Annotated in this window: 19 protein-coding genes; 9 read left to right on the top strand and 10 right to left on the bottom strand. The window is 65.0% G+C overall.

Annotation, left to right across the window (positions count from 1 at the left end; all coding sequences use genetic code 11):
• Positions 1-147: 147 nt before the first annotated feature.
• Positions 148-1,095 (bottom strand): LysR family transcriptional regulator, encoded by a 948-nt coding sequence (locus ACGLHT_RS11045; protein WP_274120349.1) that lies wholly within the window; start codon positions 1,093-1,095, stop codon positions 148-150.
• Positions 1,096-1,286: 191 nt separating this feature from the next.
• Between ACGLHT_RS11045 and ACGLHT_RS11040 the strand changes: the two genes are divergently transcribed.
• The 4 genes from ACGLHT_RS11040 to ACGLHT_RS11025 are packed head-to-tail and all read left to right on the top strand — an operon-like array spanning position 1,287 to position 6,066.
• Positions 1,287-2,816: an efflux transporter outer membrane subunit gene (locus ACGLHT_RS11040; RefSeq protein ID WP_274120350.1), complete on the top strand. Its 1,530-nt coding sequence runs from the start codon at positions 1,287-1,289 to the stop codon at positions 2,814-2,816.
• On the top strand, positions 2,813-4,990 hold the full coding sequence (locus ACGLHT_RS11035; protein WP_137162384.1) for an FUSC family protein: 2,178 nt from the start codon (positions 2,813-2,815) through the stop codon (positions 4,988-4,990). Before ACGLHT_RS11040 ends, ACGLHT_RS11035 begins: the two co-directional genes overlap by 4 nt.
• A gap of 4 nt (positions 4,991-4,994) precedes the next feature.
• Entirely contained in the window at positions 4,995-5,195 is a 201-nt protein-coding gene (locus ACGLHT_RS11030) for a DUF1656 domain-containing protein (protein WP_008097766.1), read from the top strand.
• A 10-nt stretch (positions 5,196-5,205) separates the two neighbouring features.
• Positions 5,206-6,066 (top strand): HlyD family secretion protein, encoded by an 861-nt coding sequence (locus tag ACGLHT_RS11025; RefSeq protein ID WP_274120351.1) that lies wholly within the window; start codon positions 5,206-5,208, stop codon positions 6,064-6,066.
• A gap of 105 nt (positions 6,067-6,171) precedes the next feature.
• Here ACGLHT_RS11025 and ACGLHT_RS11020 read toward each other — a convergent pair whose 3' ends face one another.
• Positions 6,172-6,621 carry a universal stress protein gene (locus tag ACGLHT_RS11020; protein ID WP_274120352.1) on the bottom strand — a complete coding sequence of 150 codons (450 nt, stop codon included), beginning with the start codon at positions 6,619-6,621 and terminating at the stop codon, positions 6,172-6,174.
• 271 nt (positions 6,622-6,892) lie between these two features.
• Here ACGLHT_RS11020 and ACGLHT_RS11015 point away from each other — a divergent pair, with 271 nt between their 5' ends.
• The 5 genes from ACGLHT_RS11015 to ACGLHT_RS10995 all read left to right on the top strand — a co-directional run bounded on the left by ACGLHT_RS11015 (position 6,893) and on the right by ACGLHT_RS10995 (position 13,034).
• Positions 6,893-7,801, top strand: coding sequence for a LysR family transcriptional regulator (locus ACGLHT_RS11015; RefSeq protein ID WP_274120353.1), 909 nt, complete (start codon positions 6,893-6,895; stop codon positions 7,799-7,801).
• A 236-nt stretch (positions 7,802-8,037) separates the two neighbouring features.
• Positions 8,038-9,579 (top strand): MFS transporter, encoded by a 1,542-nt coding sequence (locus ACGLHT_RS11010; RefSeq protein WP_274120354.1) that lies wholly within the window; start codon positions 8,038-8,040, stop codon positions 9,577-9,579.
• 27 nt (positions 9,580-9,606) lie between these two features.
• Positions 9,607-10,668 carry an HlyD family secretion protein gene (locus ACGLHT_RS11005; protein ID WP_075046296.1) on the top strand — a complete coding sequence of 354 codons (1,062 nt, stop codon included), beginning with the start codon at positions 9,607-9,609 and terminating at the stop codon, positions 10,666-10,668.
• Entirely contained in the window at positions 10,665-12,116 is a 1,452-nt protein-coding gene (locus ACGLHT_RS11000) for an efflux transporter outer membrane subunit (RefSeq protein WP_274120355.1), read from the top strand. The genes ACGLHT_RS11005 and ACGLHT_RS11000 overlap by 4 nt, the downstream gene beginning before the upstream one ends.
• Before the next feature lie 123 nt (positions 12,117-12,239).
• Entirely contained in the window at positions 12,240-13,034 is a 795-nt protein-coding gene (locus ACGLHT_RS10995) for an SDR family NAD(P)-dependent oxidoreductase (RefSeq protein ID WP_274120356.1), read from the top strand.
• Between the two features lie 130 nt (positions 13,035-13,164).
• Here the strand turns inward: ACGLHT_RS10995 and ACGLHT_RS10990 are convergent, their stop codons facing one another.
• The 8 genes from ACGLHT_RS10990 to ACGLHT_RS10955 form a co-directional block, all read right to left on the bottom strand.
• Positions 13,165-13,977: an SDR family oxidoreductase gene (locus ACGLHT_RS10990; RefSeq protein ID WP_061552458.1), complete on the bottom strand. Its 813-nt coding sequence runs from the start codon at positions 13,975-13,977 to the stop codon at positions 13,165-13,167.
• A 150-nt stretch (positions 13,978-14,127) separates the two neighbouring features.
• Entirely contained in the window at positions 14,128-14,592 is a 465-nt protein-coding gene (locus tag ACGLHT_RS10985) for a multidrug transporter (protein ID WP_274120357.1), read from the bottom strand.
• A gap of 98 nt (positions 14,593-14,690) precedes the next feature.
• The gene (locus ACGLHT_RS10980; protein ID WP_075046291.1) at positions 14,691-16,145 is read right to left on the bottom strand and encodes a mannose-1-phosphate guanylyltransferase/mannose-6-phosphate isomerase; all 1,455 of its coding nucleotides are present in this window, start codon (positions 16,143-16,145) and stop codon (positions 14,691-14,693) included.
• Positions 16,146-16,180: 35 nt separating this feature from the next.
• On the bottom strand, positions 16,181-16,828 hold the full coding sequence (locus tag ACGLHT_RS10975; RefSeq protein WP_075046290.1) for an alginate O-acetyltransferase AlgF: 648 nt from the start codon (positions 16,826-16,828) through the stop codon (positions 16,181-16,183).
• 17 nt (positions 16,829-16,845) lie between these two features.
• A complete protein-coding gene (locus ACGLHT_RS10970) occupies positions 16,846-18,003 on the bottom strand; it encodes an alginate O-acetyltransferase (RefSeq protein WP_274120358.1) in 1,158 nt (385 codons plus the stop codon).
• Between the two features lie 10 nt (positions 18,004-18,013).
• Positions 18,014-19,471, bottom strand: coding sequence for an MBOAT family protein (locus tag ACGLHT_RS10965; protein WP_013974157.1), 1,458 nt, complete (start codon positions 19,469-19,471; stop codon positions 18,014-18,016).
• Between the two features lie 207 nt (positions 19,472-19,678).
• Positions 19,679-20,782 carry a mannuronate-specific alginate lyase gene (locus ACGLHT_RS10960; RefSeq protein WP_274120359.1) on the bottom strand — a complete coding sequence of 368 codons (1,104 nt, stop codon included), beginning with the start codon at positions 20,780-20,782 and terminating at the stop codon, positions 19,679-19,681.
• Between the two features lie 7 nt (positions 20,783-20,789).
• Positions 20,790-22,232 (bottom strand): alginate O-acetyltransferase, encoded by a 1,443-nt coding sequence (locus tag ACGLHT_RS10955; RefSeq protein WP_025340584.1) that lies wholly within the window; start codon positions 22,230-22,232, stop codon positions 20,790-20,792.
• Positions 22,233-22,235: the final 3 nt, after the last annotated feature.

Raw genomic sequence — 22,235 nt, 5'->3', positions numbered from 1 at the left:
GGTGGTTTCTTCGCGGGTGAACCCGCTCCCACAGGTATTGCACAGGCCTGGAAGGCAGTGGCGTACCTGTGGGAGCGGGTTTACCCGCGAAGAGGCCGGCAATGGTTAGCAACCTACCATTGTCCGCCCCCGCAATGCAGCAGCTTTTTAGTTGGCGATCATCACCTGATGGGTTTTCAGGTCCGCCTCATGGGCTGCCAGAATCTCCGGCAGCGAGTTGCGCAGGTACTCGACCCAGGTCTTGATCTTGGCATCCAGGTACTGCCGCGACGGGTAGATGGCGTACAGGTTCAGCTCCTGCAGCCGGTACTCGGGCAGCACCCGTACCAGGCTGCCATCGCGCAGGCCGTCGATGGCCGAATAGATCGGCAGCACGCCCACGCCCATGCCGCTGCGGATGGCGGTCTTCATGGCATCGGCAGTATTGACCATGAACGGCGAGCTGGTGATGTTGACCATCTCCTGGCCTTCCGGCCCGTCGAACAGCCATTTCTCCAACGGGATCACCGGGCTGACCATGCGCAGGCAGGCGTGCTTGAGCAGGTCGGCAGGCTTGTGCGCAACGCCGTGGCGGGCGATGTAGGCGGGCGAGGCGCAGACGATGCTGTAGGTGATGCCCAGGCGCTGGGACACGAACCCCGAGTCGGGCAGTTCGGTGGCCAGCACGATGGACACGTCATAGCCCTCGTCGAGCAGGTCAGGCACGCGGTTGGCCATGGTCAGGTCGAAGGTCACGTCCGGGTGCGATTCGCGGTAGCGGGCGATGGCGTCGACCACGTAGTGCTGACCGACCCCGGTCATCGAGTGCACCTTCAACTGCCCGGCCGGGCGGGCATGGGCGTCGCTGGCCTCGGCCTCGGCTTCTTCGACATAGGTAAGAATCTGTTCGCAACGCATCAGGTAGCGCTTGCCGGCTTCGGTCAGCGCAATGCGGCGGGTGGTGCGGTTGAGCAGCCTTGTTTGCAGATGGGCTTCCAGGTTGGAGACCGCCCGCGACACGTTCGCGGTGGTCGTATCCAGTTGCCCGGCGGCGGCGGTAAAGCTGCCGAGTTGGGCTACGCAACTGAAAGCACGCATGTTTTGCAGGGTGTCCATGGGTCACTCTCGATGTAGAGGACAAAATTGTGTCACGAAGTAACGTAAAAGAGATGAAAAGTTGCCTTCGACCAAAGGCGGATTATCGCTGTTTTGGTAACAAAGATTCGCAGGAATCCACGCTTATCGCCAGTGCTGCCGCCCCCTAGAATTGCCCGGCCCCTTCACCTCTTCCTCGGGAAATCGCAGCTGTGCCGCGTCGCATCATCAGAACGCTCAGTGCGTTCAGTGCCTGTGCCCTTGCCCTCACCCTGAGCGGCTGTATCGGAACCTGGGGCATTGCCCCGCAAAGCAAGACGCTGCAAGCCAACACCCTGACCACCGACGCGGCCATACGCGAAGCCGCGACCGACGCCCACTGGCCCGACCAGCAGTGGTGGCACGCCTATGGCGACCCACAGCTGGACCGCTGGGTTGCCCTGGCCGTGGCCGGCAGCCCGAGCCTGGCCATGGCTGCGGCGCGGGTGCGCGAAGCCAAGGCCATGGCCGGCGTGGTCGAATCGGCGGAAAAGCTCCAGGCCAACGGCCAGGCCTCGCTCAAGCGCCACAATTGGCCTGAAGACCAGTTCTACGGCCCGGGCGCGCTGTCCGGTGCCAACACCTGGGACAACAACGCCGCCATTGGCTTCAGCTATGCACTCGACCTGTGGGGCCGCGAACGCAACGCCAGCGAGCAGGCCGTGGACCAGGCGCACATGAGCGTGGCCGAAGCCCGCCAGGCGCAACTGGAGCTGCAGAACAACGTGGTGCGCGCCTACATCCAGCTGAGCCTGCACTTCGCCCAGCGCGATATCGTCAAGGCCGAGCTGGAACAGCAGGAGCAGATCCTCGCTTTGGCCAAGCGCCGCCTGGATGCCGGCATCGGCACTCACTTCGAAGTCAGCCAGGCCGAAGCGCCGTTGCCGGAAACCCACCGCCAGCTCGACAGCCTGGACGAAGAAATTGCCCTGGCCCGCAACCAGCTGGCCGCCCTGGCCGGCAAGGGCCCGGGGGAGGGCGCGCAGTTGCAGCGCCCGAGCCTGGCCCTGGCCGCGCCGCTGAAGCTGCCGTCGAACCTGCCGGCCGAACTGGTCGGCCAGCGCCCTGACGTGGTCGCCAGCCGTTGGCAGGTGGCCGCCCAGGCGCGCGGCATCGATGTCGCCCATGCCGGCTTCTTCCCCAACGTCGACCTGGTCGGCAGCCTTGGTTTCATGGCAACCGGCGGCGGCCCGCTGGAGTTCCTCACCGGGCGCAAGTTCAACTACAACGTCGGCCCGGCCATCAGCCTGCCGATCTTCGACGGTGGCCGCCTGCGCTCGCAGCTGGGCGTGGCCTCGGCGGGCTATGACGTGGCTGTGGCGCGCTACAACCAGACCGTGGTCGGTGCGCTGAAGAACATCTCCGACCAGCTGATCCGCCGTGAGTCGATGAAGGAGCAGTCGCACTTCGCCGCCGGGTCGGTCGCGGCCGCGCAGAAAACCTACGACATCGCCATGGTCGCCTTCCAGCGTGGCCTTACCGACTACCTCAACGTGCTCAACGCCCAGACCTTGCTGTTCCGCCAGCAGCAGGTGCAACAGCAGGTGCAGGCTGCCCGCCTGATTGCCCATGCCGAGTTGGTCACCGCCCTGGGCGGTGGCTTGCAGGCTGGTCAGGATGTGCCGAAAGAGGAGCGCCAGGCCGCGCCGAAAACGCCGGCCACCCTGGCCATTTTCGACAAGAAGCCGGATAACGCCGAATGAGCACTTCCAGTTTGCCCGTGCGCTGGCTGCAAAGCCTGGAGTGGCGCCGGGGCTTCTTTGCCTGGGCGCGCACCGACGGGGTGACCTGGGTGTACATCTTCAAGGTGCTGGCCGCTGCGTTCATCACCCTGTGGCTGGCCATGCGCCTGGAGTTGCCGCAACCGCGCACGGCGATGATCACCGTGTTCATCGTCATGCAGCCGCAAAGCGGGCATGTGTTCGCCAAGAGCTTCTACCGGGTGCTCGGCACCCTGGCCGGCTCGGCGATGATGGTGGCGCTGATCGCCATATTCCCGCAGAACACCGAGCTGTTCCTGCCCAGCCTGGCCCTGTGGGTAGGCCTGTGCTCGGCCGGTGCCATGCGCTATCGCACCTTCCGCGCCTATGGCTTCGTGCTGGCCGGCTACACCGCGGCGATGATCGGCCTGCCGGTGCTGGAGCACCCTGACCAGGCGTTCATGGCGGCGGTATGGCGGGTGCTGGAAATCGCCCTGGGCATTCTGGTGTCGACCTTCGTCAGCGCCGCGATCCTGCCGCAGTCGGCCAGTGCCGCCATGCGCAACGCCCTGTACCAGCGCTTTGGCGTGTTCGCCGGGGTGGTGGTCGAGGCCCTGCGCGGCGAAAGCCAGCGGGACCGCTTCGAGAGCAGCAACGTGCGCTTCGTCGCTGAAGCAGTGGGCCTCGAGAGCCTGCGCAACGTCACCGCCTTCGAAGACCCGCACATGCGTCGGCGCTCCGGTCGCCTGGTGCGCATGAACAGTGAGTTCATGGCCATCACCACGCGCTTCAATGCCCTGCACCGTTTGCTGGAGCGCCTGCGCGCCCGCGGCCCGCTGCAGATCGTCGGCGCCATCGAGCCGGGCCTGAACACCCTGGTGGAGCTGTTGCAGCCCTACGTGGGCCGGGCGCTGACCGACGCCGATGCGCTACGCCTGACCCTGGAGCTGGCCGCCTACAAGGAAGGCTTGCAGGCACAGGTGCGCGGCCTGCGCGCCGAGTACCTGGCAACCGAGCCGAGCGAGTCCGACCTGCTCGACTTCCACACCGCCTTCGAGCTGCTCTACCGCTTCGTCGACGAGATGTACGGCTACGCCGAAACCCACGCCTCGCTGGCTGCGCACCGGCACGAACGCGAGCAGTGGGATGAGCCCTACGTGGCGCAGACCAGCTGGCTGGTATCGTTGGCCGCCGGTGTGCGCGCCTCGGCGGTGCTGTTGCTGCTGGGCAGCTACTGGCTGTTCAGCGACTGGCCCAGCGGCGCCATGATGACCCTGATCGCCACCGTCACCGTGGGCCTGTCGGCAGCCTCGCCGAACCCCAAGCGCATGTCGTTCCAGATGGCCTGCGGCACGGCGATTGGTGCCTTCGTCGGCTTCTTCGAAACCTTCTTCGTGTTCCCCTGGATCGACGGTTTCCCGCTGCTGTGCATGGTCCTGGCACCAGTGTTCGTGCTGGGCGCGTTCCTTTCGTCACGGCCGGCCTATGCCGGCTACGGCATCGGCCTGCTGGTGTTCTTCGCCATCGGTTCGGTGCCGAACAACCTCACCGTGTATGACCCATACACCTTCATCAACGACTACATCGGCATGGTCATCGGCATGTTCGTCTGTGCCGCTGCCGGTGCGATCATCCTGCCGCCCAACAGCCGCTGGCTGTGGAGCCGCCTGGAGCAGGAACTGCGCGAGCAGGTGCTGTTCGCCATCAGCGGCCGCCTGCGCGGCATCGGCACGGCCTTCGAAAGCCGCACCCGTGACCTGCTGCACCAGGCCTATGGCCTGGCAGCCGGCAAGCCGCAGGTACAGAGCCAGTTGATGGGCTGGATGTTCACCGTGCTGGAAATCGGCCACGCCGTCATCGAGCTGCGCAAGGAACAGGCCCGTGCGCCGGTGCATCCGGCCTACGCCGAGTCGCAGCCCTGGCGCCAGGCGATCCGCGTGATGGGTCGTGCCCTGGCCCGGCTGTTCCTGCAGCCCAGCGCCAGCAACCACGAACGCGCGCTGGTGGCGGTGGACCACGCCATCGCCCGCGTGCAGGCCACCGACGAGCCCTTCGCCCGCCACTTCGACACTTCGGTGCTGCGCCGCGCGCAAAGCTACCTGCACTTCATCCGTTCTTCCCTGCTCGACCCACAGTCGCCGTTGGCACCGGCGAAAGGACTGCACGATGCTCCGTGAAACCATGCCCCGTGAAATCGCCTTCCATGGCGTGTACATGCCCACCATGACCTTGATGTTCCTGTTCGCCCTGGGCCTGGCCTGGGGCCTGGACCGGTTCATTGCCAGCCATGATGGCTACCGCTTCTTCTGGCACCCGGCGCTGCTGCGCCTGAGCCTGTTCGTCTGCCTGTTCGGCGCTTTGGCGCTGTCGCTCTACTGGTGAGAATCCTTCGATGAAAAAGTTCTTCAGCCTGATCGCCACCTTGTTGGTGCTTGCCGCTGCCGTGGTGATCGGTCGCCAGTTGTGGCTGCACTACATGACCACGCCATGGACCCGCGACGGCCGTGTGCGTGCCGACATCATCAACGTCGCTGCCGACGTGCCTGGCTATGTGGTGGATGTGCCGGTCAAGGACAACCAGCGGGTGAAGAAGGGCGACCTGCTGATCCAGATCGACCCCGAGCACTACCAGCTGGCGGTCGACCAGGCCAAGGCGCAGGTTGCATCGCGCAAGGCCACCTGGGAGATGCGCAAGGTCAACGCCAAGCGCCGTGCCGACATGGACAACCTGGTGATCTCCAAGGAAAACCGCGACGACGCCAGCAACATCGCCAACTCCGCCCAGGCGGACTACCAGCAGGCCCTTGCCGAACTGGCCGCGGCCGAACTGAACCTCAAGCGCACGCATATCGTGGCCACGGTGGACGGCTACGTGACCAACCTGAATATCCACAAGGGTGACTATGCGCGTACCGGTGAAGCGGTGATGGCGGTGGTCGACGAGAACTCGTTCTGGGTATACGGGTTCTTCGAGGAGACCAAGCTGCCGCATGTGAAGGTGGGTGACCAGGCCGAGCTGCAGATGATGAGCGGCGAGCGCATCAAGGGCCACGTGGAGAGCATCGCCCGCGGCATCTACGACCGCGACAACCCACAGAGCCGCGAGTTGATCGCCGATGTGAACCCGACCTTCAACTGGGTGCGGCTGGCGCAGCGGGTTCCAGTGCGCATTCATATCGATGAAGTGCCGGACGGGTTTTTGCTGGCGGCGGGGACGACTTGTACGGTGGTGGTGAAGCCGAGCAAGGAATGATCCGGGGTGAGGTAGTGCAGCTACTGGCCTCTTCGCGTGCTTGCCCGCTCCCACAAGTGATGCGCTGCTCTTGGGGCTGGCGCAAAAACTGTGGGAGCGGTGCAGTTAGCTCGCTGCCCCTACCAACACTGGCACCTTCACTCGATCAATCACCTTCGCGCTGATCGACGGGTCCAGCATCCGCCCCAGCCGCGACAGGTGGCGGTGGCCCATGATGATCAGTTCACAGTTCAGTTCCTGTGCCTTGGCCACGATCGCCTCGACCGGCTGCCCGGCCACCATGCAGCCCCGGCTGGCGAAGCCGGCTTGCTGCAACTCGCGCACCGCCTCGGCCACGGCCTGGTCGGCCTGGTGCTGCTCTTCGCAGGCGGCGGGGTATTCTTCCAGTTCTTCTGCGGTGTAAGGCGCGGGTTGGTCGTGGACGGCGAAGGTAGAGTCGATGGCCAGCAGCACGTGCAGTTCGTGTTCGCCGGGGCGGCAGTAGCGGCGGGCGAGGGTGAGCAGGGCGGTGGATGCAGGGGAGGCGTCGATGGCGATCAGGACAGGGCTGGGCATGTGGAATCCTTGTTTCAGGCTGGCTAAGGGGTTGTCTGTTCTGGCCTCTTCGCGGGTAAACCCGCTCCCACAGGTGCGCCACAGTATTCCAAGCCTGTGCAGTCACTGTGGGAGCGGGTTTACCCGCGAAAAGGCCGAACCTGCCATTCCTCATTCTTGGCTCAATCCACCCTCAGGATAAATGCCCCACTACGCACGAGCGCATTGCGTCTGGTGCAATCCAGCAACCTGCTACCATCGCCATTCCCCACAGCTGTAACGGAAAACGGCCATGCAACTCCCGGACATGAACCTGCTCGTCGCCCTCGATGCCCTGCTCGACGAGGGCAGCGTGGTCGGCGCGGCGCAGCGCATGAACCTGAGCCCGGCGGCGATGAGCCGGACCCTGGGGCGTATCCGCGATGCGTTGGGTGACCCGATCCTGGTGCGCGCCGGTCGCGGCCTGGTGCCGACACCGCGGGCGCTGGCCCTGCGCGAGCAGGTGGCGGCGTTGGTGGAGCAGGCCGGCGAGGTGTTCCGCAGTGGCGACGAGGTCGACCTGCCCAAGCTTGACCGGGCCTTCAACATCCGCACCAACGACCTGTTCATCGCCCTCTACGGCGCCCAGCTGCTGCGGCGCATGCACGAACAGGCACCGCGCACGGTGCTGCGCTTCGTGCCGGAAAGCCCCGGCGGCGATGATGACAGCGTGCTGCGCGACGGGCGTACCGACCTGATCATCAGCTCGACCGTGGACCTGGGGCCGGAGATCAAGGTGCAGAGCCTGTTCCAGACCTACTACGTGGGCCTGGCACGGCGCGACCACCCGATTTTCGAGCAGCCGATAACGGCGCACAGCTTTGTCAGTTATCCACAGATCAGCGTGTCCCGCCGTGGGCGAGCCAATGGGCCGATCGATGTGGAACTGGCCAACTTCAAGGTGCAGCGGCGGGTGGCGCTGATTACCCCGAGTTTTCACTCGGCGCTGTTCTCGCTGCCGGATTCCGACCTGATCCTGCCGATGCCGGCCAACATCCTCAACAGCGTGCACAAGCTCGGGCTGCCGCTGCGCTCGTTCGAGATCCCGGTGCCGCTGGAGCGAGTGACCGTGCTGCAGGCATGGCACCCACGGTTTCACAATGACCCGGCGCATCGGTGGTTGCGGCAGACCCTGAAGGCTTGCTGCAGTGTCGACCCTTGAGTGATGTTCTGCCTGGGCCGGCCTTTTCGCGGGTGAACCCGCTCCCACAGGTACAACACACCTCTCAAGGTTTGTGATTTCCCTGTGGGAGCGGGTTCACCCGCGAAGCAGGCGACTGGGTTTTGAAGTGGATTGCGCCTGACGCAACATAAACCTACCGATAAGTCAGTTTTCGTCAGCATTCCACCTTCTTAGACTTGCTCCAGTCGCAATTTTGTTGCTGGAGATGTCTGCCCATGAGTTCCCTGTCCGCCCCGTCTGCCGTGATTGCCGCCGCCCCCGCGCCGGCCGCGCCTGCGCAGACTGCGTTCGGCCTGCAGGTAGTGGTCGGGCTGTTCGGTGTGCTGCTGGCCGTGTTGTGCGCGGGCCTCAACGAGTCGGTGACCAAGATCTCCCTGGCCGATATCCGTGGGGCCATGGGCATCGGTGCCGACGAAGGCGCCTGGCTGCTGGCGGTCTACAGCGCCGCCTCGGTTTCGGCCATGGCCTTCGCGCCATGGCTGGCCACCACGTTCTCGCTGCGGCGCTTCACCATGAGCGCCATCGGCCTGTTCGCCGTGCTCGGCCTGCTGCAACCGTTCGCCCCCAACCTGCACAGCCTGATGCTGCTGCGTGTGCTCCAGGGCTTCGCCTCTGGCGCCTTGCCGCCGATGTTGATGAGTGTGGCCCTGCGCTTCCTGCCACCGGGCATCAAGGTCTATGGCCTGGCCTGCTATGCCCTCACCGCCACCTTCGGCCCCAACCTCGGCACGCCGTTGGCAGGGCTGTGGACCGAATACGTCGGTTGGCAGTGGGCGTTCTGGCAGATCATCCTGCCCTCGGCGCTGGCCATGTTCTGCGTCGGTTGGGGCCTGCCGCAGGACCCGCTGCGCCTGGAGCGCTTCAAGCAGTTCGACTGGCGCGGCGTGCTGCTCGGCCTGCCCGCCATCAGCTGCATCGTGCTGGGCCTGTCGCTGGGTGACCGCTGGGGCTGGTTCGATTCGCCGCTGATCTGCTGGCTGCTCGGCGGTGGCCTGCTGTTGCTGGTGCTGTTCATGTACAACGAATGGTCCGAGCCGCTGCCGTTCTTCCAGTTGCGCATGCTGTCACGGCGCAACCTGAGTTTCGCCCTGGTGACCTTGGCCGGTGTGCTGATCGTGCTCTCGGGCGTTGGCAGCATTCCGTCGGCCTACCTGGCGCAGATCCAGGGCTACCGCCCGGCGCAGACCAGCCCGCTGATGATGCTGGTGGCCATGCCGCAGTTGATCGCCCTGCCGCTGACGGCGGCGCTGTGCAACATCCGCGCGGTGGACTGCCGTTGGGTGCTGGGCATCGGCCTGGCGATGCTGGCGGCGTCCTGCGTCGGCAGCAGCCTGCTGACCAGCGAGTGGATCCGTGGCGACTTCTACCCGTTCTACCTGCTGCAGGTGTTCGGCCAGCCAATGGCAGTGCTGCCGCTGCTGATGCTGTCCACCAACGGCATGACCCCGCAGGAAGGCCCGTTCGCCTCCAGCTGGTTCAACACCGTCAAGGGCCTGGCCGCGGTGATCGCCGGTGGCCTGCTGGACGCCCTTGGCACCCTGCGCCGGCACTTCCATTCCAACCACCTGGTGGACAGCCTGGGCAACGCCCCGCTGGTCGACGGTAGCGCAGCCGGCCTGGCCAGGCGCATCCACGACCAGGCGCTGGTGCTGACCTCGGCCGATCTCTACCTGGTCATGGCCTGCATTGCCGTGGCCCTGATCTGCCTGATTCCTTTCGTGCCTACCCGGGTCTATCCGCCGCGCGCGGTGGCCTGAACCCTGGATGAATTCGAGAACACTGAAATGACCAACAACCGCAAAACCCTGTTCATCGGCTCGGTGCTTGCCGTGGCCGTCCTGGCTGGCATCGCTGGCCCCTGGATGTTCGGCAGTGACCACCGCCAGAGCACCAATGACGCCTATGTGATCGCCGACTACACCGTGGTCGCGCCCAAGATCGCCGGCTTCATCAAGGAGGTGTTGGTGGAGGACAACCAGCAGGTCAAGGCCGGCCAGTTGCTGGCGACCATCGATGCCCGTGACTACCAGGCCGCGCTGGATGCCGCGCAGGCGCAGTTGCTGGTGGCCCAGGCGCAAAGCGCCGATGCCCGTGCCACCCTCGAGCGCCAGGCGTCGCTGATTGCCCAGGCCGAGGCCGCAGTGAAAGCGGCCCAGGCCGAAGCTGCGTTCGCCGACCATGAGGTCAACCGCTACAGCCGCCTGGCCGAGCAGGGTGCCGGCACCGTGCAGAACGCCCAGCAGGCGCGCAGCGGGGTCGACCAGGCCCGCGCACGCCTGGCCAATGCCCAGGCTGCACTGGTAGCGGCACGCAAGCAGGTGGATATCCTTACCGCCCAGGTGGCCAGTGCCGACGGCCAGCTGAAGCGGGCCGAGGCAGGGCTGGAAAAGGCCCAGCTCGATCTGTCCTACACCCGCATCACCGCGCCGGTGGACGGCATGGTTGGCGAGCGCGCCTTACGTGTCGGTGCCTACGTCAACCCGGGTGCCCGCCTGCTGTCGGTGGTGCCGTTGCAGCAGGCCTACGTAGTCGGCAACTTCCAGGAAACCCAGCTGACCCACGTACAGCCTGGCCAGGCCGTGAGCATCAGCGTCGACACCTTTGCCGGTGAGAAGCTGCAAGGCCATGTGGAAAGCATCGCCCCGGCCACCGGCGTGACCTTCGCCGCGGTCAAGCCGGACAACGCTACCGGCAACTTCACCAAGGTGGTGCAGCGCATCCCGGTGAAGATCGTTTTCGATGACGGCCAGCCGCTGCTTGCCCGCCTGCGCGTGGGCATGTCGGTGGAAGCGACCATCGACACCCGTGGCGACAAGCTGGACGGCAAAGAGGTAAGCGCACGATGAAACCGGCATTACGCTTGAGCCCGTTGCTGCTGGCCGTATTGATGGCTGGCTGCACCCTGGGGCCGGACTTCCAGCGCCCTGACAGCCAGGCACCGCAACAGTGGGCGCCGCTGCAAGGTGAAGCGGCGGCCAGCCAGCCGCAGGCCGAACCGCTGGAACTGCGCTGGTGGGAGAGCTTCCACGATGCCCGCCTGAGTGCCTTGATCCAGCGTGTTGCCGAGCGCAACCTCGACCTGCAGATGGCCAGTGCCCGCCTGCTGCAAAGCCGCGCCCTGCGCAGCACCGTGGCTGCCGACGAAGTACCGTCGGTGGACGTGAACGCTGGCTACAGCCGCTCGCGCAACAGTGCCGAAGGCCTGAGTGACCCGTCCGGCAAGGCGGGCAAGGAAGCCTTCAACCTCTGGCAGGGCGACCTGGTGGCCGGTTGGGAGCTGGACCTGTGGGGCCGTGTGCGGCGCCAGGTCGAGGCTGCCGATGCCACGGTCGAAGTGGCCGAGAACGACCGCCGCGGCGTGCTGCTGGCATTGCTTTCGGAAACCGCCGGCAACTACATCCAGCTGCGCGCCGTGCAGCACACCATCGATGTGACCCGCGACAATCTCAAGGTCGCCCAGCACAGCCTGAAGTTGTCCGAAAACCGCCAGGCCGAAGGTGTCGCCACGCGCCTGGATGTGGCCCAGGCCAGTGCCCAGGTCGCCTCGATCGAGTCGCGCCTGCCAAGCCTGGAAGCGCGGCGCGATGACCTGATCAACGCTCTCAGCCTGCTCGCCGCCGAACCGCCGCGCAGCCTGCAGGCCGAGTTGCTGCAGGGCGGCGAACTGCCAGCGCCGCAGCAGAAGTTCGCCATTGGCCTGCCGTCCGAACTGGCCGAGCGCCGCCCGGACATTCGCCAGGCCGAGGCCCGCCTGCATGCCGCCACCGCCAGCATTGGCGTGGCCAAGGCCGACTTCTACCCCAGCATCCGGCTGTCGGGCAGTGTCGGGTTCCAGGCCATGCAGCTGTCCGATTTCGGCGCCTGGGATTCGCGCCGGTTCGCCTTCGGGCCACAGCTGTCGCTGCCGATCTTCGAGGGTGGCCGGCTCAAGGGCACCCTGGAACTGCGCGAGGCGCAGCAGCAGGAAGCGGCGCTGAACTACCGCAAGGTGGTGCTGGGTGCCTGGCATGAAATCGACGATGTGCTACGCCTGTACAACGCCAGCCAGCTGCGCCGCGACCACCTGGCCGAGGCGGTGCGGCAGAACCGCATCGCCCTGGAAACTGCCCAGCGCCAGTATGTGGAAGGGGCGGTGGACTTTCTCAATGTGCTGACGGTGCAGGGGGCCTTGCTGGCCAGCGAGGAGCAGTGGATCGACAGTTCGGCGGCGGTGTCGCAGGCGTTGGTGGGGCTGTACAAGGCCCTGGGTGGTGGCTGGCAGGCGTTTGATGAGCAGCCTGTGAAGAAGGCATAGGGGGCCGCCCAGCGGCCCTTCGCGGGCATGCCCGCTCCCACAGTTAAACCTGTAGGAGCGGGCGTGCCCGCGAAGGGCTGCGGAGCAGCCCCAGCGATTTCCCAGACAGATGAGGAGGCACAGATGCACATTTCCCTGAACGGCAAGCGCGCCATCGTCAGCGGCTCCACCGCGGGCATCGGCCTGGCCATCGCCATCGGCCTGGCCGAGGCGGGGGCCGAAGTGGTCCTCAACGGTCGCACCCAGGCCCGGGTCGACGAAGCCCTCAAAGTTGTGCGCGAACGCCTGCCGCAGGCGCGCATCATCGGCATCGCTGCCGACCTGGGCACCCAGGCCGGTGCGCAGACGCTGTTCAACCAGGTGCCGCACACCGACATCCTGATCAACAACCTGGGCATCTTCGAGCCCAAGCCGTTCTTCGAGATCGGGGATGAGGACTGGCAGCGTTTCTTCGACGTCAATGTGCTCAGCGCCGTTCGCCTGTCGCGCCACTATGCCCAAGGCATGGCCGAGCGCAAATGGGGGCGGGTGGTGTTCCTGTCCAGTGAGTCGGCGCTGCAGATCCCGACCGAGATGATTCATTACGGCATGACCAAGACTGCGTTGCTGGCGGTGTCGCGCGGGCTGGCCGAGACCCTGGCCGGCACCGGGGTGACGGTGAATTCGGTTCTGCCTGGGCCTACGCGTTCGGAAGGTGTGGGCGACTTCTTTGCCAAGCTGGCCGAGGAGCAGGGGGTGTCGACTGAAGAGCTGGAAGCCAACTTCCTGGCTGAGCACCGGCCGACCTCGCTGATCAAGCGGCTGGCGACGGTGGAGGAGGTGGCGAACATGGTGGTGTACCTGGCATCGATGCAGGCCAGTGCCACTACCGGGGCTGCCTTGCGGGTGGATGGCGGGGTGCTGCGTTCCATTGCCTGATCTGTATTGCCTGTGCCGGCCTCTTCGCGGGTAAACCCGCTCCCACAGGGATCGCAGGGACTCAAAGTTCTGTGGGGTACCTGTGGGAGCGGGTTCACCCGCGAAGAGGCCAGCACAGGCAACCAAACAATCAGAGTGGCCGCAGTAGGCCAAACCGCTTGCGCAACGCCCAATCCAGCACCCGCCGCGGCAGTAACCGGGCCATCAACGGCAACGCCGTACTGCCGTTCCCCAACCGCACCACCGCTGGCACCGGCGACTTCCCGACCGCTGCCAACACGCCCTGGGCAAACACCGCCGCCGAGGTCGGCTTGTCCTGCGAAGCCCGCGCCCGTGCCTGCACATGCTCACGCAACGGCCACCACGCCGAATCCGTCGCCAGCACCTGCTCGGCCTGGCGCTGGGCATTGCTGGCGAACTGCGAGGCAATCGCTCCTGGCTGCACTTCCATTACCTGCACACCAAACGGCGCCAGTTCCAGGCGCAAGGCATCGCTCAGGGCATGCACGGCTGCTTTCGAGGCGCAGTAGGCGCCGGCGAACGGCGTGACCAGCACGCCTGATACGCTGCCGATGTTCACCACCAGGCCCCGTGAGCGGCGTAGCTGTGGGAACAATGCGCGGGTAACACCGACCACGGCGAATACGTTGGTTTCGAACTGCTGGCGCAGGGCATCCACACCGCCATCGAGCAGCGGGCCCATGGCGCCGTAGCCGGCGTTGTTGATCAGGATATCGAGGTTTACCAGTTCCTCGGCCAGGCGGGCCAGCGCTTCGCTGTCGTTCACATCAAGTTGCCGGGCGGTGAAACCGGCGGCGTTCAGTTGCTCGACATCCTCAGGTTTGCGGGCGGTAGCCCAGACGTGGTGGCCGGCATCGCGGAAGGCGTCGGCCAGGGCGCGGCCGATGCCGCTGGAACAACCGGTGATCAGGACGGTGGGCATGGTTGGGGCCTGTTGTCAGGGAGGATTGGTTTTCCTGTGCCGGCCTCTTCGCGGGTAAACCCGCTCCCACAGGTACCCCACAGAATTTGAGACCTGTGTAGTCCCTGTGGGAGTGGGTTTACCCGCGAAGAGGCCGGCACAGGCGATACATTAGTTGGCAAACGTACCTTGCAGATGCTCTGCCCGAAACTCCAGGGTCTGCGGCCTGTACCCGGAACGCAGTGGCGGCAGTGGCAGGCAGTCCTTCCACTCGGCCCCTGGCTGCAGTTCACCCGGCCCACGGTAACGCGGGGCGTTGTAGGTGTTCTCCGCCAGGTTCACGGTATCGCCCGGAGCGTAAGCAGCCACTCGCCAGCGCAGTTCGGTCAGCGGCACGTCGTTGCCGTTCTTCACGCGCACCTGCAGGGCGCGGTCGGCGGGGCAGTGTTCGGGGGCGTAGGTCAGGCGTAGGTCCAGGCGGGCCAGTTGCGAGGTTTCGCGGGTGTCCTGCCAGACGACGAACAGGGCCACCAGGCCCAGGCCACAAACGGCAGCCAGCGAGATCGGCAGGGCCTTGGCCGGGTAGCGCAACAGCAGCACCAGCCAGGTGAGGATGAGGAAGGCACCGATGATCATGAGGCGGGCAGACCTTGATTGCGCGGAGTCTGACCATCGTAGCCCGAAATGGGGAGTGGCTCAAAAAGCGGGGCCGCAAAGCGGCCCCAGGGGTTGCATTACTGCGCGATGGTCTTCACCGAAACACCACGCTCGATCGGTGTAGAGGTACGCCCGTACACATCCTCGAAGCGCTCGATGTCATCCTCGCCCAGGTAGCTGCCGGACTGCACTTCGATGATCTCCAGCGGGATCTTGCCCGGGTTGCGCAGGCGGTGCACCGAGGCGATCGGGATGTAGGTGGACTGGTTCTCGGTCAGCAGGAACACGTTCTCGTCACAGGTCACCTCGGCGGTGCCGGACACCACGATCCAGTGCTCGGCGCGGTGGTGGTGCATCTGCAGCGACAGGCTGGCGCCCGGCTTGACGGTGATGTGCTTGACCTGGAAGCGGCCGCCCATGTCCACCGAGTCGTACGAGCCCCACGGGCGATACACTTCCAGGTGGTTCTGGGTTTCGCTGCGGCCCTGCTCGTCGAGGGTCTTGACCATCTGCTTGACGCCCTGGACCTTGTCCTTGTGGGCAATCATCATGGCGTCCTTGGTCTCGACCACCACGATGTTCTCCAGGCCGATCACCGACACCAGCTTGCCGTTGCCGTGGATCATGCAGTTGTGGCTGTCCTGCACCACCACGTCGCCCTTGGTGACGTTGCCGTTGTCGTCCTTCTCGTGCACTTCCCACAGCGACGACCAGCAGCCCACGTCGCTCCAGCCGGCCGACATCGGCACCACGCAGGCGCGCTGGGTCTTTTCCATCACCGCGTAGTCGATGGAGTTGTCAGGGCAGCAGGCGAAGGTGGCTTCGTCGATGCTCAGCACATCACCGTCTTCCTGGCTGCGCTCCAGGGCCAGAACGCAGGTGTCGTAGATGTCGCCGTCGTGCTTCTTCAGCTCTTCGAGGAAGCGGCTGGCACGGAACAGGAACATGCCGCTGTTCCAGAAGTAGCCGCCGGCCTGGACGAACTCGGCGGCGCGTTTTTCGTCGGGCTTCTCGACGAACTGCGCCACGCGCGCCACGCCTTCAGGCAGCAGGGCGTCCTGGCTGGAACGGATGTAGCCGTAGCCGGTTTCCGGCTTGGTCGCCGGCACGCCGAACAGCACCATCTCGCCACGCTCGGCGGCCACGGTGGCCAGGGCCAGGGCGCGTTGCAGGGCCTTCTGGTCATCGATCACGTGGTCGGCGGGCAGCACCAGCATCAGCTCGTCGCGGCCTTCGTTGACCAGTTTCATGGCAGCCATGGCCACGGCCGGCGCGGTGTTGCGACCGAACGGTTCCATCAGGATGCCTTGGGTTTCCAGCTTCAGCGCGGCCAGTTGCTCCTGGACGATGAACTTGTGGTCCTTGTTGCAGACCACGATCGGTGTGTCCATGCCTTCGAACACCAGGCGCTCGAGGGTTTGCTGGAACAGGGTGTGTTCACTGGTCAGGGCCAGGAACTGCTTGGGGAACTGCTTGCGCGACAGAGGCCACAGACGGGAACCGCTACCACCAGAAAGAATTACCGGGATCATCATGTTTCTCCAATAGTCGTTGAGAGGCAGGGGAATCAGTTGCTAGCCACGGGGCGAGTTACCCACACCGGCGACAAGGCGTTGCCGGAACCCGTTACGTACAGCACTGCGGCTTCGCCGCGCTCCAGGGCGACGGGTTTGACGTCACCCACTTTCTTGTCTCCTTGGTACAGCGCCAGGTTGACCTTGACCGGGTTGATTTCGCGTTCGCCACGGCCGTTGGCGGCCACCGGCTTGACCACTTCGGTCTTGCCGTCGGCGGTCTTCAGGGTCAGTTGCTGGTCACTCAGGTTCTGCACGCGAACCAGGGCTTTCTGCTTGTTCTTGAACGGCGGCTCTTCGATCAGCTGCGGGTTGCCGCTGGCGCTGTTGACCAGGGTGTAGTACTTGTCCGCAGCCAGCTTGACCGGCACGCTCTTGCCGCCGACCTGGGCGGTGTAGTCACCCCCTGGCAGGAAGCTGAAGTCGCTGCTGGCCTGGGCGCCAACCTGCTTGATCTGGGTGTTGCCGACCGAGGCTGCAGCCGGTGCGCCGGAGGCGTTGTACAGGCGCACGAAGGTCGAGCCTTTCGGTGCGCTCGGGCCATACAGCGCGGCGTCGGCACCGGCGAAGGCCTGCATGGAGGCCAGGGACAGGCCGGCTGCGAGGGTGAGGGCTTTGGCAATGGAAGTCTTGGTAGTCATGTGTATGTTTCCTCTGATCAGTGGGTTGTCCGGGTGGACGACAAAGCCAGGTTTTCTTCGGATTTACGGGTGTTCTTCAGCTGGGCGATCCACTGTGGATCGAAGCTGCTGAGGTCGTTCTTCATTGGCAGATAACGTTCGGGGAATTCCCACACCACCACCTGGGGTGCGGCGTTCTTGAAGGCATCGCTTTGCAGGTACTTGAGCATCGGCAGTAGCGGGCCATGGCCGTCTTCGGCGTAGTTGGCCACGTCGCTGCGCAGGGCCTGCTGCAGCGCACCGAGGAAATTCCAGTGCGGATTGGCGCTGTAGCTGGTACCCACCAGCGCAACCGGGATCTGCGTGTCGGCGAACAGTGCGTCACCGGCTTCACCTTCGGCCTCGACCGGGCGAGTGGTGCGTTGCTGCAGGTTGTCCGGGGCTGGCAGCAGGTTGCTGAACAGCGGGTCCAGTGGCAGGAAGTTGGTCAGGTCGCCCTTGTATGGCGCGGTGCTGCCGGCTTCGGTGATGAACGCCTGCGGGTCGCCGTTGAGCAGGCTCTGGCGGTTGACCGCTTCGGCCAGTGCCTGCGCCGCCACTTCGGCGCCCATCGGCGTCCAGTGGGTGTCGGTGCGCAGGAACACCTGGCCGCGGGCCTTGGCCTGCTCCATGGGTGCCATCAGGTCCGGGGCGAACACGTTGGCCTGGCGTGCCTGGGCATGGAACTGGTTGTACAGGTCGTCATGCAGGCTGGTCGGCAGTTCCTTGCCCAGGTACTCGGCGTACACCCGCGCCTTGGCCGGCACGATCGCCAGCACCAGCTGGCTGCCGTGCTGCTGCAGGGTGTCGCGCACGCCACGGATCAGCGCCAGGTTTTCCTGCATCAGCTGCTCGGCACCGGCGGTGGGCTTGAACTCTTCGTCACTGAACAGCCACTGGTCGCGGCCCAGTACCACGCCGGGGCGGCCTTCGTTGAACAGCTTGAAGTCCATCGCCGCCCAAAGGTTGGTGCCCAGGCGCTTGATCGGGAACTGCTCGTCGTAGTGGGTCTCGGCGGCCTTGGCCAGCTTGCCGTTGAGCAGGGTCATCTGCTCGGTACGCTGGAAGCTTTGCAGGCCACCGGTGGACCAGACGCCCATGCCCACCAGCAGGCCGAGGAACGACAGCGAATAGGTAATGCGTAATGTCCGGGTCATGTCATCAACCTCAGAACTGGAAGTAAAGGAACGGCGAGTAGCTCTGCGCCGAAAGCTTGAGGATCGAGGCCACGAACAGCAGCAGCACCAGGGCGCGGGTCATCACCCGGGTCCAGTCCAGGCCGATCGAACCGTCGCTGTTGACCTCCACCGGGGTGGCCTTGGGCGTTGGCCTGGCGTTGCGGTAGAAGTCGCGCAGGCCGAAGAACGCCAGGGTGATGTAGGCGACCACCAGGGTGGCTACCTGCAGGCCGGTGAGCTGGGCACGGTTGAGTTCCGACAGCTGCCAGTCGCCGAAGCTGAACATGGCGCCGTACATGCGACCGGCCACTTCCAGGTTCTCTGCACGGAAGATCACCCAGCCGACCACCACCAGCAGGAAGGTGAATGCCCACTTGACCGGGTTGAAACGCTGCGGGTTGGTGTCGATGCCCAGCGCGCGCTCGATGGCCAGCCACATGCCGTGCCAGGCGCCCCAGATGATGTAGGTGAAGTTGGCGCCATGCCACAGGCCGCCCAGCAGCATGGTCAGGAACAGGTTGCGGTAGGTGTTGAAGGTGCCTTTGCGGTTACCGCCCAGGGTGATGTACAGGTAGTCGCGCAGCCAGGTCGACAGGCTGATGTGCCAGCGCCGCCAGAACTCGGTGATCGACTGGCTGATGTACGGCTGCTTGAAGTTCTCCATGAAGCGGAAGCCCATCATCAGGCCCAGGCCGATGGCCATGTCGCTGTAGCCGCTGAAGTCGAAGTACAGCTGCGCGGTGTAGGCCAGGGCGCCGAGCCAGGCATCGCCGGTGGTCGGGTTCTGCAGGGCGAAGCAGTGGTCGGCCACTACCGCCAGGGTATCGGCGATGAACACTTTCTTGATGAAGCCCTGCATGAAGCGGGTGCAGCCTTCGGAGAACTTGTCCAGGGTGTGGGTGCGGTTGTTGAACTGGTCGACCAGGTCCTTGAAGCGCAGCACGGGGCCGGCGATCAGGTGCGGGAAGATCGCCACGAACGCCGCGAAGTCGATCAGGTTGCGGGTGGCCGGGGTGTCGCCGCGGTACACGTCGATGATGTAGCTGATCGACTCGAAGATGTAGAACGAGATACCGATCGGCAGCAGCACGTGGGTGAGGATGAACGGCTCCAGGCCGAACGAGGAGATGATCGCGTTGAGGCTGTCGACGCCGAAGTTGGCGTACTTGAAGTAGCCGAGGATCGCCAGGTCGACACCGACGCCGAGCAGCAGCCAGCGCTGCGCGGGCTTGGTGCGCACACCGGCGGCGCCGACTTTCAGGCCGATCCAGTAGTTCCACAGGGTGACCCCGGCGAACAGGGCCAGGAAGTCCACCCGCCACCAGGCGTAGAAGATGTAGCTGGCGACCAGCAGCAGCAGGTTGCGATAACGTTGCCCGCTCAAGTAGTACAGGCCGAGGAAGATCGGCAAGAACAGGAACAGGAACACGTTGGACGAGAAGACCATCCCGGTTCTCCTTTTTGTTCACAGCATCCGGGGCAAAGCGCCCCCCAAACCCCCCAGTGCAAGACTGGAAGGCAACCTAGTACCTCTGTGGGAGCTGGCTTGCCGGCGATGCAAGGCGAAGCCTTGCCCAGCGGTAGACAGGGGCTGCTACGCAGCCCATCGCCGGCAAGCCGGCTCCCACAGGTGCCACCCCCACATTGGGGTGTGTTACTTCTTGCTCTCTGCGCTCGGGTCGTAGACCCGGGTCAGGTCGCCGCCCAGCCGGAAGCTGTTGAACGGCTGCATACCGCGCTTGCGTTGCAGGGTGTCGCCACTGCACGCATACAGGCTGCAGTAGGGCTCCATCCACGAGTACTTGCTGTCGATCTTCAGGTCTTTCATGTCCTGTTTCTCGCCATTGCGGGCCTTGAACTCGCTGGGGTCCTTCGACCCGTTCAGCACCCGCTGCGCCAGGCGCTGCAGGGCGTTGTTGTTCTCGCCGCGCACATCCACGCCATTGACCTGGGCGAAGCTGGCGATCATCGCCAGCGGCGGCAGGGCGTAGTTGTGGTAGGCCAGGGCGCGTTGCTTGCGCTTCAGTTCGTTGGGCAGGAAGCCCTGCTCGTCGACCTGGTTGGCGCCAACCAGGTATTCCTTCACGGCCCAGTCGAACAGGTCGCGACGGTCGGTGGCCACGGCGCTGGCCATTACCGCCCAGGCAGCCCAGTAGCTGTGGTTGTTGATCTTCTCCAGTGGCAGGTCGCTCCAGTCGCGCACGGTCTGCTCGGCCAGGCGGGCGAACCATTTTTCGATCAGCTCGGCCTCGGCCTGGTGCGCGGCCAGCGGCTGCGAATTGGAGAACTTCAGGCGCAGCCACGAACCACTCATGCTGCCCAGCGCCCATTTGCGCATCGACTTGCCGGTGTGGTTGTAGTCGGTGGACATCAGCGCATCGGCGCGGGCCCATTCGCCCAGCCAGGCCAAGGTGCAGTCGAGCTGCGCCGGGCGGCCGTCACGCATGTACTGGCCGATCATCTTGCTCACGCCTTTCTCAAGGGTGGTGATGTCTTCGGTGGACTTGCGAAAGGCCTTTTCCGAGTCGGCATTGAGCGTTGCCCGAGCCTTGTCCGAGCCTTCGTACTTGCTGCGAAACTGCAGGGCACCGGTGTATGGCTTGGGGGCAGCCTCGCAGCGGAAGTTGCCGTCGCCGGTCTTGAGCTTTTCGATCCCCTCGTAGTAACCCTGGGGCGGTACCAGCGCGGCGTGCGCGGCACCGCCGCACAACGCCAGGGCAAGCAGGGCGGGGCGGGAAATTCGCTTGAACGGGATCATGGTCGCCTCACTGGCCGGCCTGCGCGGTCTGCGCGGGCACGGCGAAGTTGTTGCGTTTGCAGAGCTTGGCTTCGACCTTCTGGGTACCGCTTTCCGGCCCCTGCACCTCGAACGCCAGCAGGCTCTGGCTGGCCCAGTCCTCGTCTTCGCGCATCTGGAAGACGAAGCGGCCGTCGGTGTCGGAGGTTTCCGGTTTTTCCAGCTTGATGTCCTCGTGGCGGCCGTTGAGGTACCAGAGGGTGGCCTGCAGCACCTTCACCGACGGGTCTTCGAACTTGACGTCCATCTGCATGTTGCGGTTGATCAGGTCTTTGATCACGCCGCCCTTGCCGTTGACCATCAGCTCGTTCTTGCCGGGCTTGAGGGTGGCGCTGGCGCTCATCAGGGCCGGGCGGTCATCGCAGCCGTCGTCGAGCAGGCCAAGGATTTGCCGCCAGATGGTTTCCTGGTCCAGGCGATACAGCGGGGAGAATTCCCAGATCAGGATCTTCGGCGGGTTCTTCTGGAATTCCTCGCTACCCAGGTACTGGATCATCGAACCTTCCAGGCCACCGCCAGGGAAGGCCACGTTGAGCACGTCGGCGCCGATGTACTGCTCGAGGAAGCCGGAGAAGTTGTAGTTCTTGCCACTGTGGCTGGTGCCGACCAGGGTGATCTGCGCGTTGCCGCCGTCACCGAACAGGTCGTCGCCGCCGCCGGTGGAGCCTTTCGGCTCGGTGGCGAACTGGTCCATGTACTGGACGGCGTAGCTGGTGCCGCACAGCTGGCCGGCCACGTTATGCAGGGTGCCGGTCTTGCCCATGCGCCCGGACTTTTTCGTTTCGAATTCCTTGCGCGGGATGCCTTCGAAAGCCGGCATCTTGTGCACGGTATCGGCCACGATCTTGGCCGCGCGCTCGGCGCCGTAAGGCGTCCAGTGCTGGTCGCCGCGGAAGTAGAAGTCCTTGCCCTGGTCGGCAGCGGCCAGCTGTTCGTTGGTCAGCGGCGACAGGTCAGGCACGTTGTAGCCCATGCTGGCAAAGCGCTTGAGCATGGCCTGGTAGTTGCCCAGGGCCTTCTGGTAGTCGAAGGCAGCCTTTTCCGCCGGGTTGAGCATGTTGCGGTTCACCAGGCCACGGGTCGGTTGATACACCACCACCAGTTCCACGCCGCGCTTCTTGAACGCGTCGTGCACTTGCTGCAGGCGCTTGTAGCCGGCCGGGGTGGTATTGAACTCGGTGCGCAGGTCTTCGCGGGTACGGAACAGCCAGTCGCCCTGGGCCTGCACCAGCGTGGTGAAGTTCTGCTGGTAACGGGTGGTGTAGCGGCTGGCGTCATGCGCTTCAGGGCACAGCTGGCAGCAAGGCTCGGCGCTGAAGGTGGGGGCCTTGACGTCTTCGGCGCGCACGCCCTGGCTGATCGCCAGGAGGGCGGCGGACAGGCCCAGCAGTTTCATCAGATGTGGAGTCATGGT

This window comes from Pseudomonas sp. PsB, assembly GCF_043658375.1.
GTDB lineage: Bacteria > Pseudomonadota > Gammaproteobacteria > Pseudomonadales > Pseudomonadaceae > Aquipseudomonas > Aquipseudomonas putida_Z.
Note: the sequence above shows the minus strand (reverse complement) of the source record. Positions and strands in the feature narration are given on the sequence as shown.

What these genes read in the sequence shown, in the direction of transcription:
- ACGLHT_RS11045 (WP_274120349.1), bottom strand. Translation starts at nt 1,095, where the DNA reads ATGGACACCCTGCAAAACATGCGTGCTTTCAGTTGCGTAGCCCAACTC.
- ACGLHT_RS11035 (WP_137162384.1), top strand. Translation starts at nt 2,813, where the DNA reads ATGAGCACTTCCAGTTTGCCCGTGCGCTGGCTGCAAAGCCTGGAGTGG.
- ACGLHT_RS11030 (WP_008097766.1), top strand. Translation starts at nt 4,995, where the DNA reads ATGCCCCGTGAAATCGCCTTCCATGGCGTGTACATGCCCACCATGACC.
- ACGLHT_RS11025 (WP_274120351.1), top strand. Translation starts at nt 5,206, where the DNA reads ATGAAAAAGTTCTTCAGCCTGATCGCCACCTTGTTGGTGCTTGCCGCT.
- ACGLHT_RS11020 (WP_274120352.1), bottom strand. Translation starts at nt 6,621, where the DNA reads ATGCCCAGCCCTGTCCTGATCGCCATCGACGCCTCCCCTGCATCCACC.
- ACGLHT_RS11015 (WP_274120353.1), top strand. Translation starts at nt 6,893, where the DNA reads ATGCAACTCCCGGACATGAACCTGCTCGTCGCCCTCGATGCCCTGCTC.
- ACGLHT_RS11010 (WP_274120354.1), top strand. Translation starts at nt 8,038, where the DNA reads ATGAGTTCCCTGTCCGCCCCGTCTGCCGTGATTGCCGCCGCCCCCGCG.
- ACGLHT_RS11005 (WP_075046296.1), top strand. Translation starts at nt 9,607, where the DNA reads ATGACCAACAACCGCAAAACCCTGTTCATCGGCTCGGTGCTTGCCGTG.
- ACGLHT_RS11000 (WP_274120355.1), top strand. Translation starts at nt 10,665, where the DNA reads ATGAAACCGGCATTACGCTTGAGCCCGTTGCTGCTGGCCGTATTGATG.
- ACGLHT_RS10995 (WP_274120356.1), top strand. Translation starts at nt 12,240, where the DNA reads ATGCACATTTCCCTGAACGGCAAGCGCGCCATCGTCAGCGGCTCCACC.
- ACGLHT_RS10990 (WP_061552458.1), bottom strand. Translation starts at nt 13,977, where the DNA reads ATGCCCACCGTCCTGATCACCGGTTGTTCCAGCGGCATCGGCCGCGCC.
- ACGLHT_RS10985 (WP_274120357.1), bottom strand. Translation starts at nt 14,592, where the DNA reads ATGATCATCGGTGCCTTCCTCATCCTCACCTGGCTGGTGCTGCTGTTG.
- ACGLHT_RS10980 (WP_075046291.1), bottom strand. Translation starts at nt 16,145, where the DNA reads ATGATCCCGGTAATTCTTTCTGGTGGTAGCGGTTCCCGTCTGTGGCCT.
- ACGLHT_RS10975 (WP_075046290.1), bottom strand. Translation starts at nt 16,828, where the DNA reads ATGACTACCAAGACTTCCATTGCCAAAGCCCTCACCCTCGCAGCCGGC.
- ACGLHT_RS10970 (WP_274120358.1), bottom strand. Translation starts at nt 18,003, where the DNA reads ATGACCCGGACATTACGCATTACCTATTCGCTGTCGTTCCTCGGCCTG.
- ACGLHT_RS10965 (WP_013974157.1), bottom strand. Translation starts at nt 19,471, where the DNA reads ATGGTCTTCTCGTCCAACGTGTTCCTGTTCCTGTTCTTGCCGATCTTC.
- ACGLHT_RS10960 (WP_274120359.1), bottom strand. Translation starts at nt 20,782, where the DNA reads ATGATCCCGTTCAAGCGAATTTCCCGCCCCGCCCTGCTTGCCCTGGCG.
- ACGLHT_RS10955 (WP_025340584.1), bottom strand. Translation starts at nt 22,232, where the DNA reads ATGACTCCACATCTGATGAAACTGCTGGGCCTGTCCGCCGCCCTCCTG.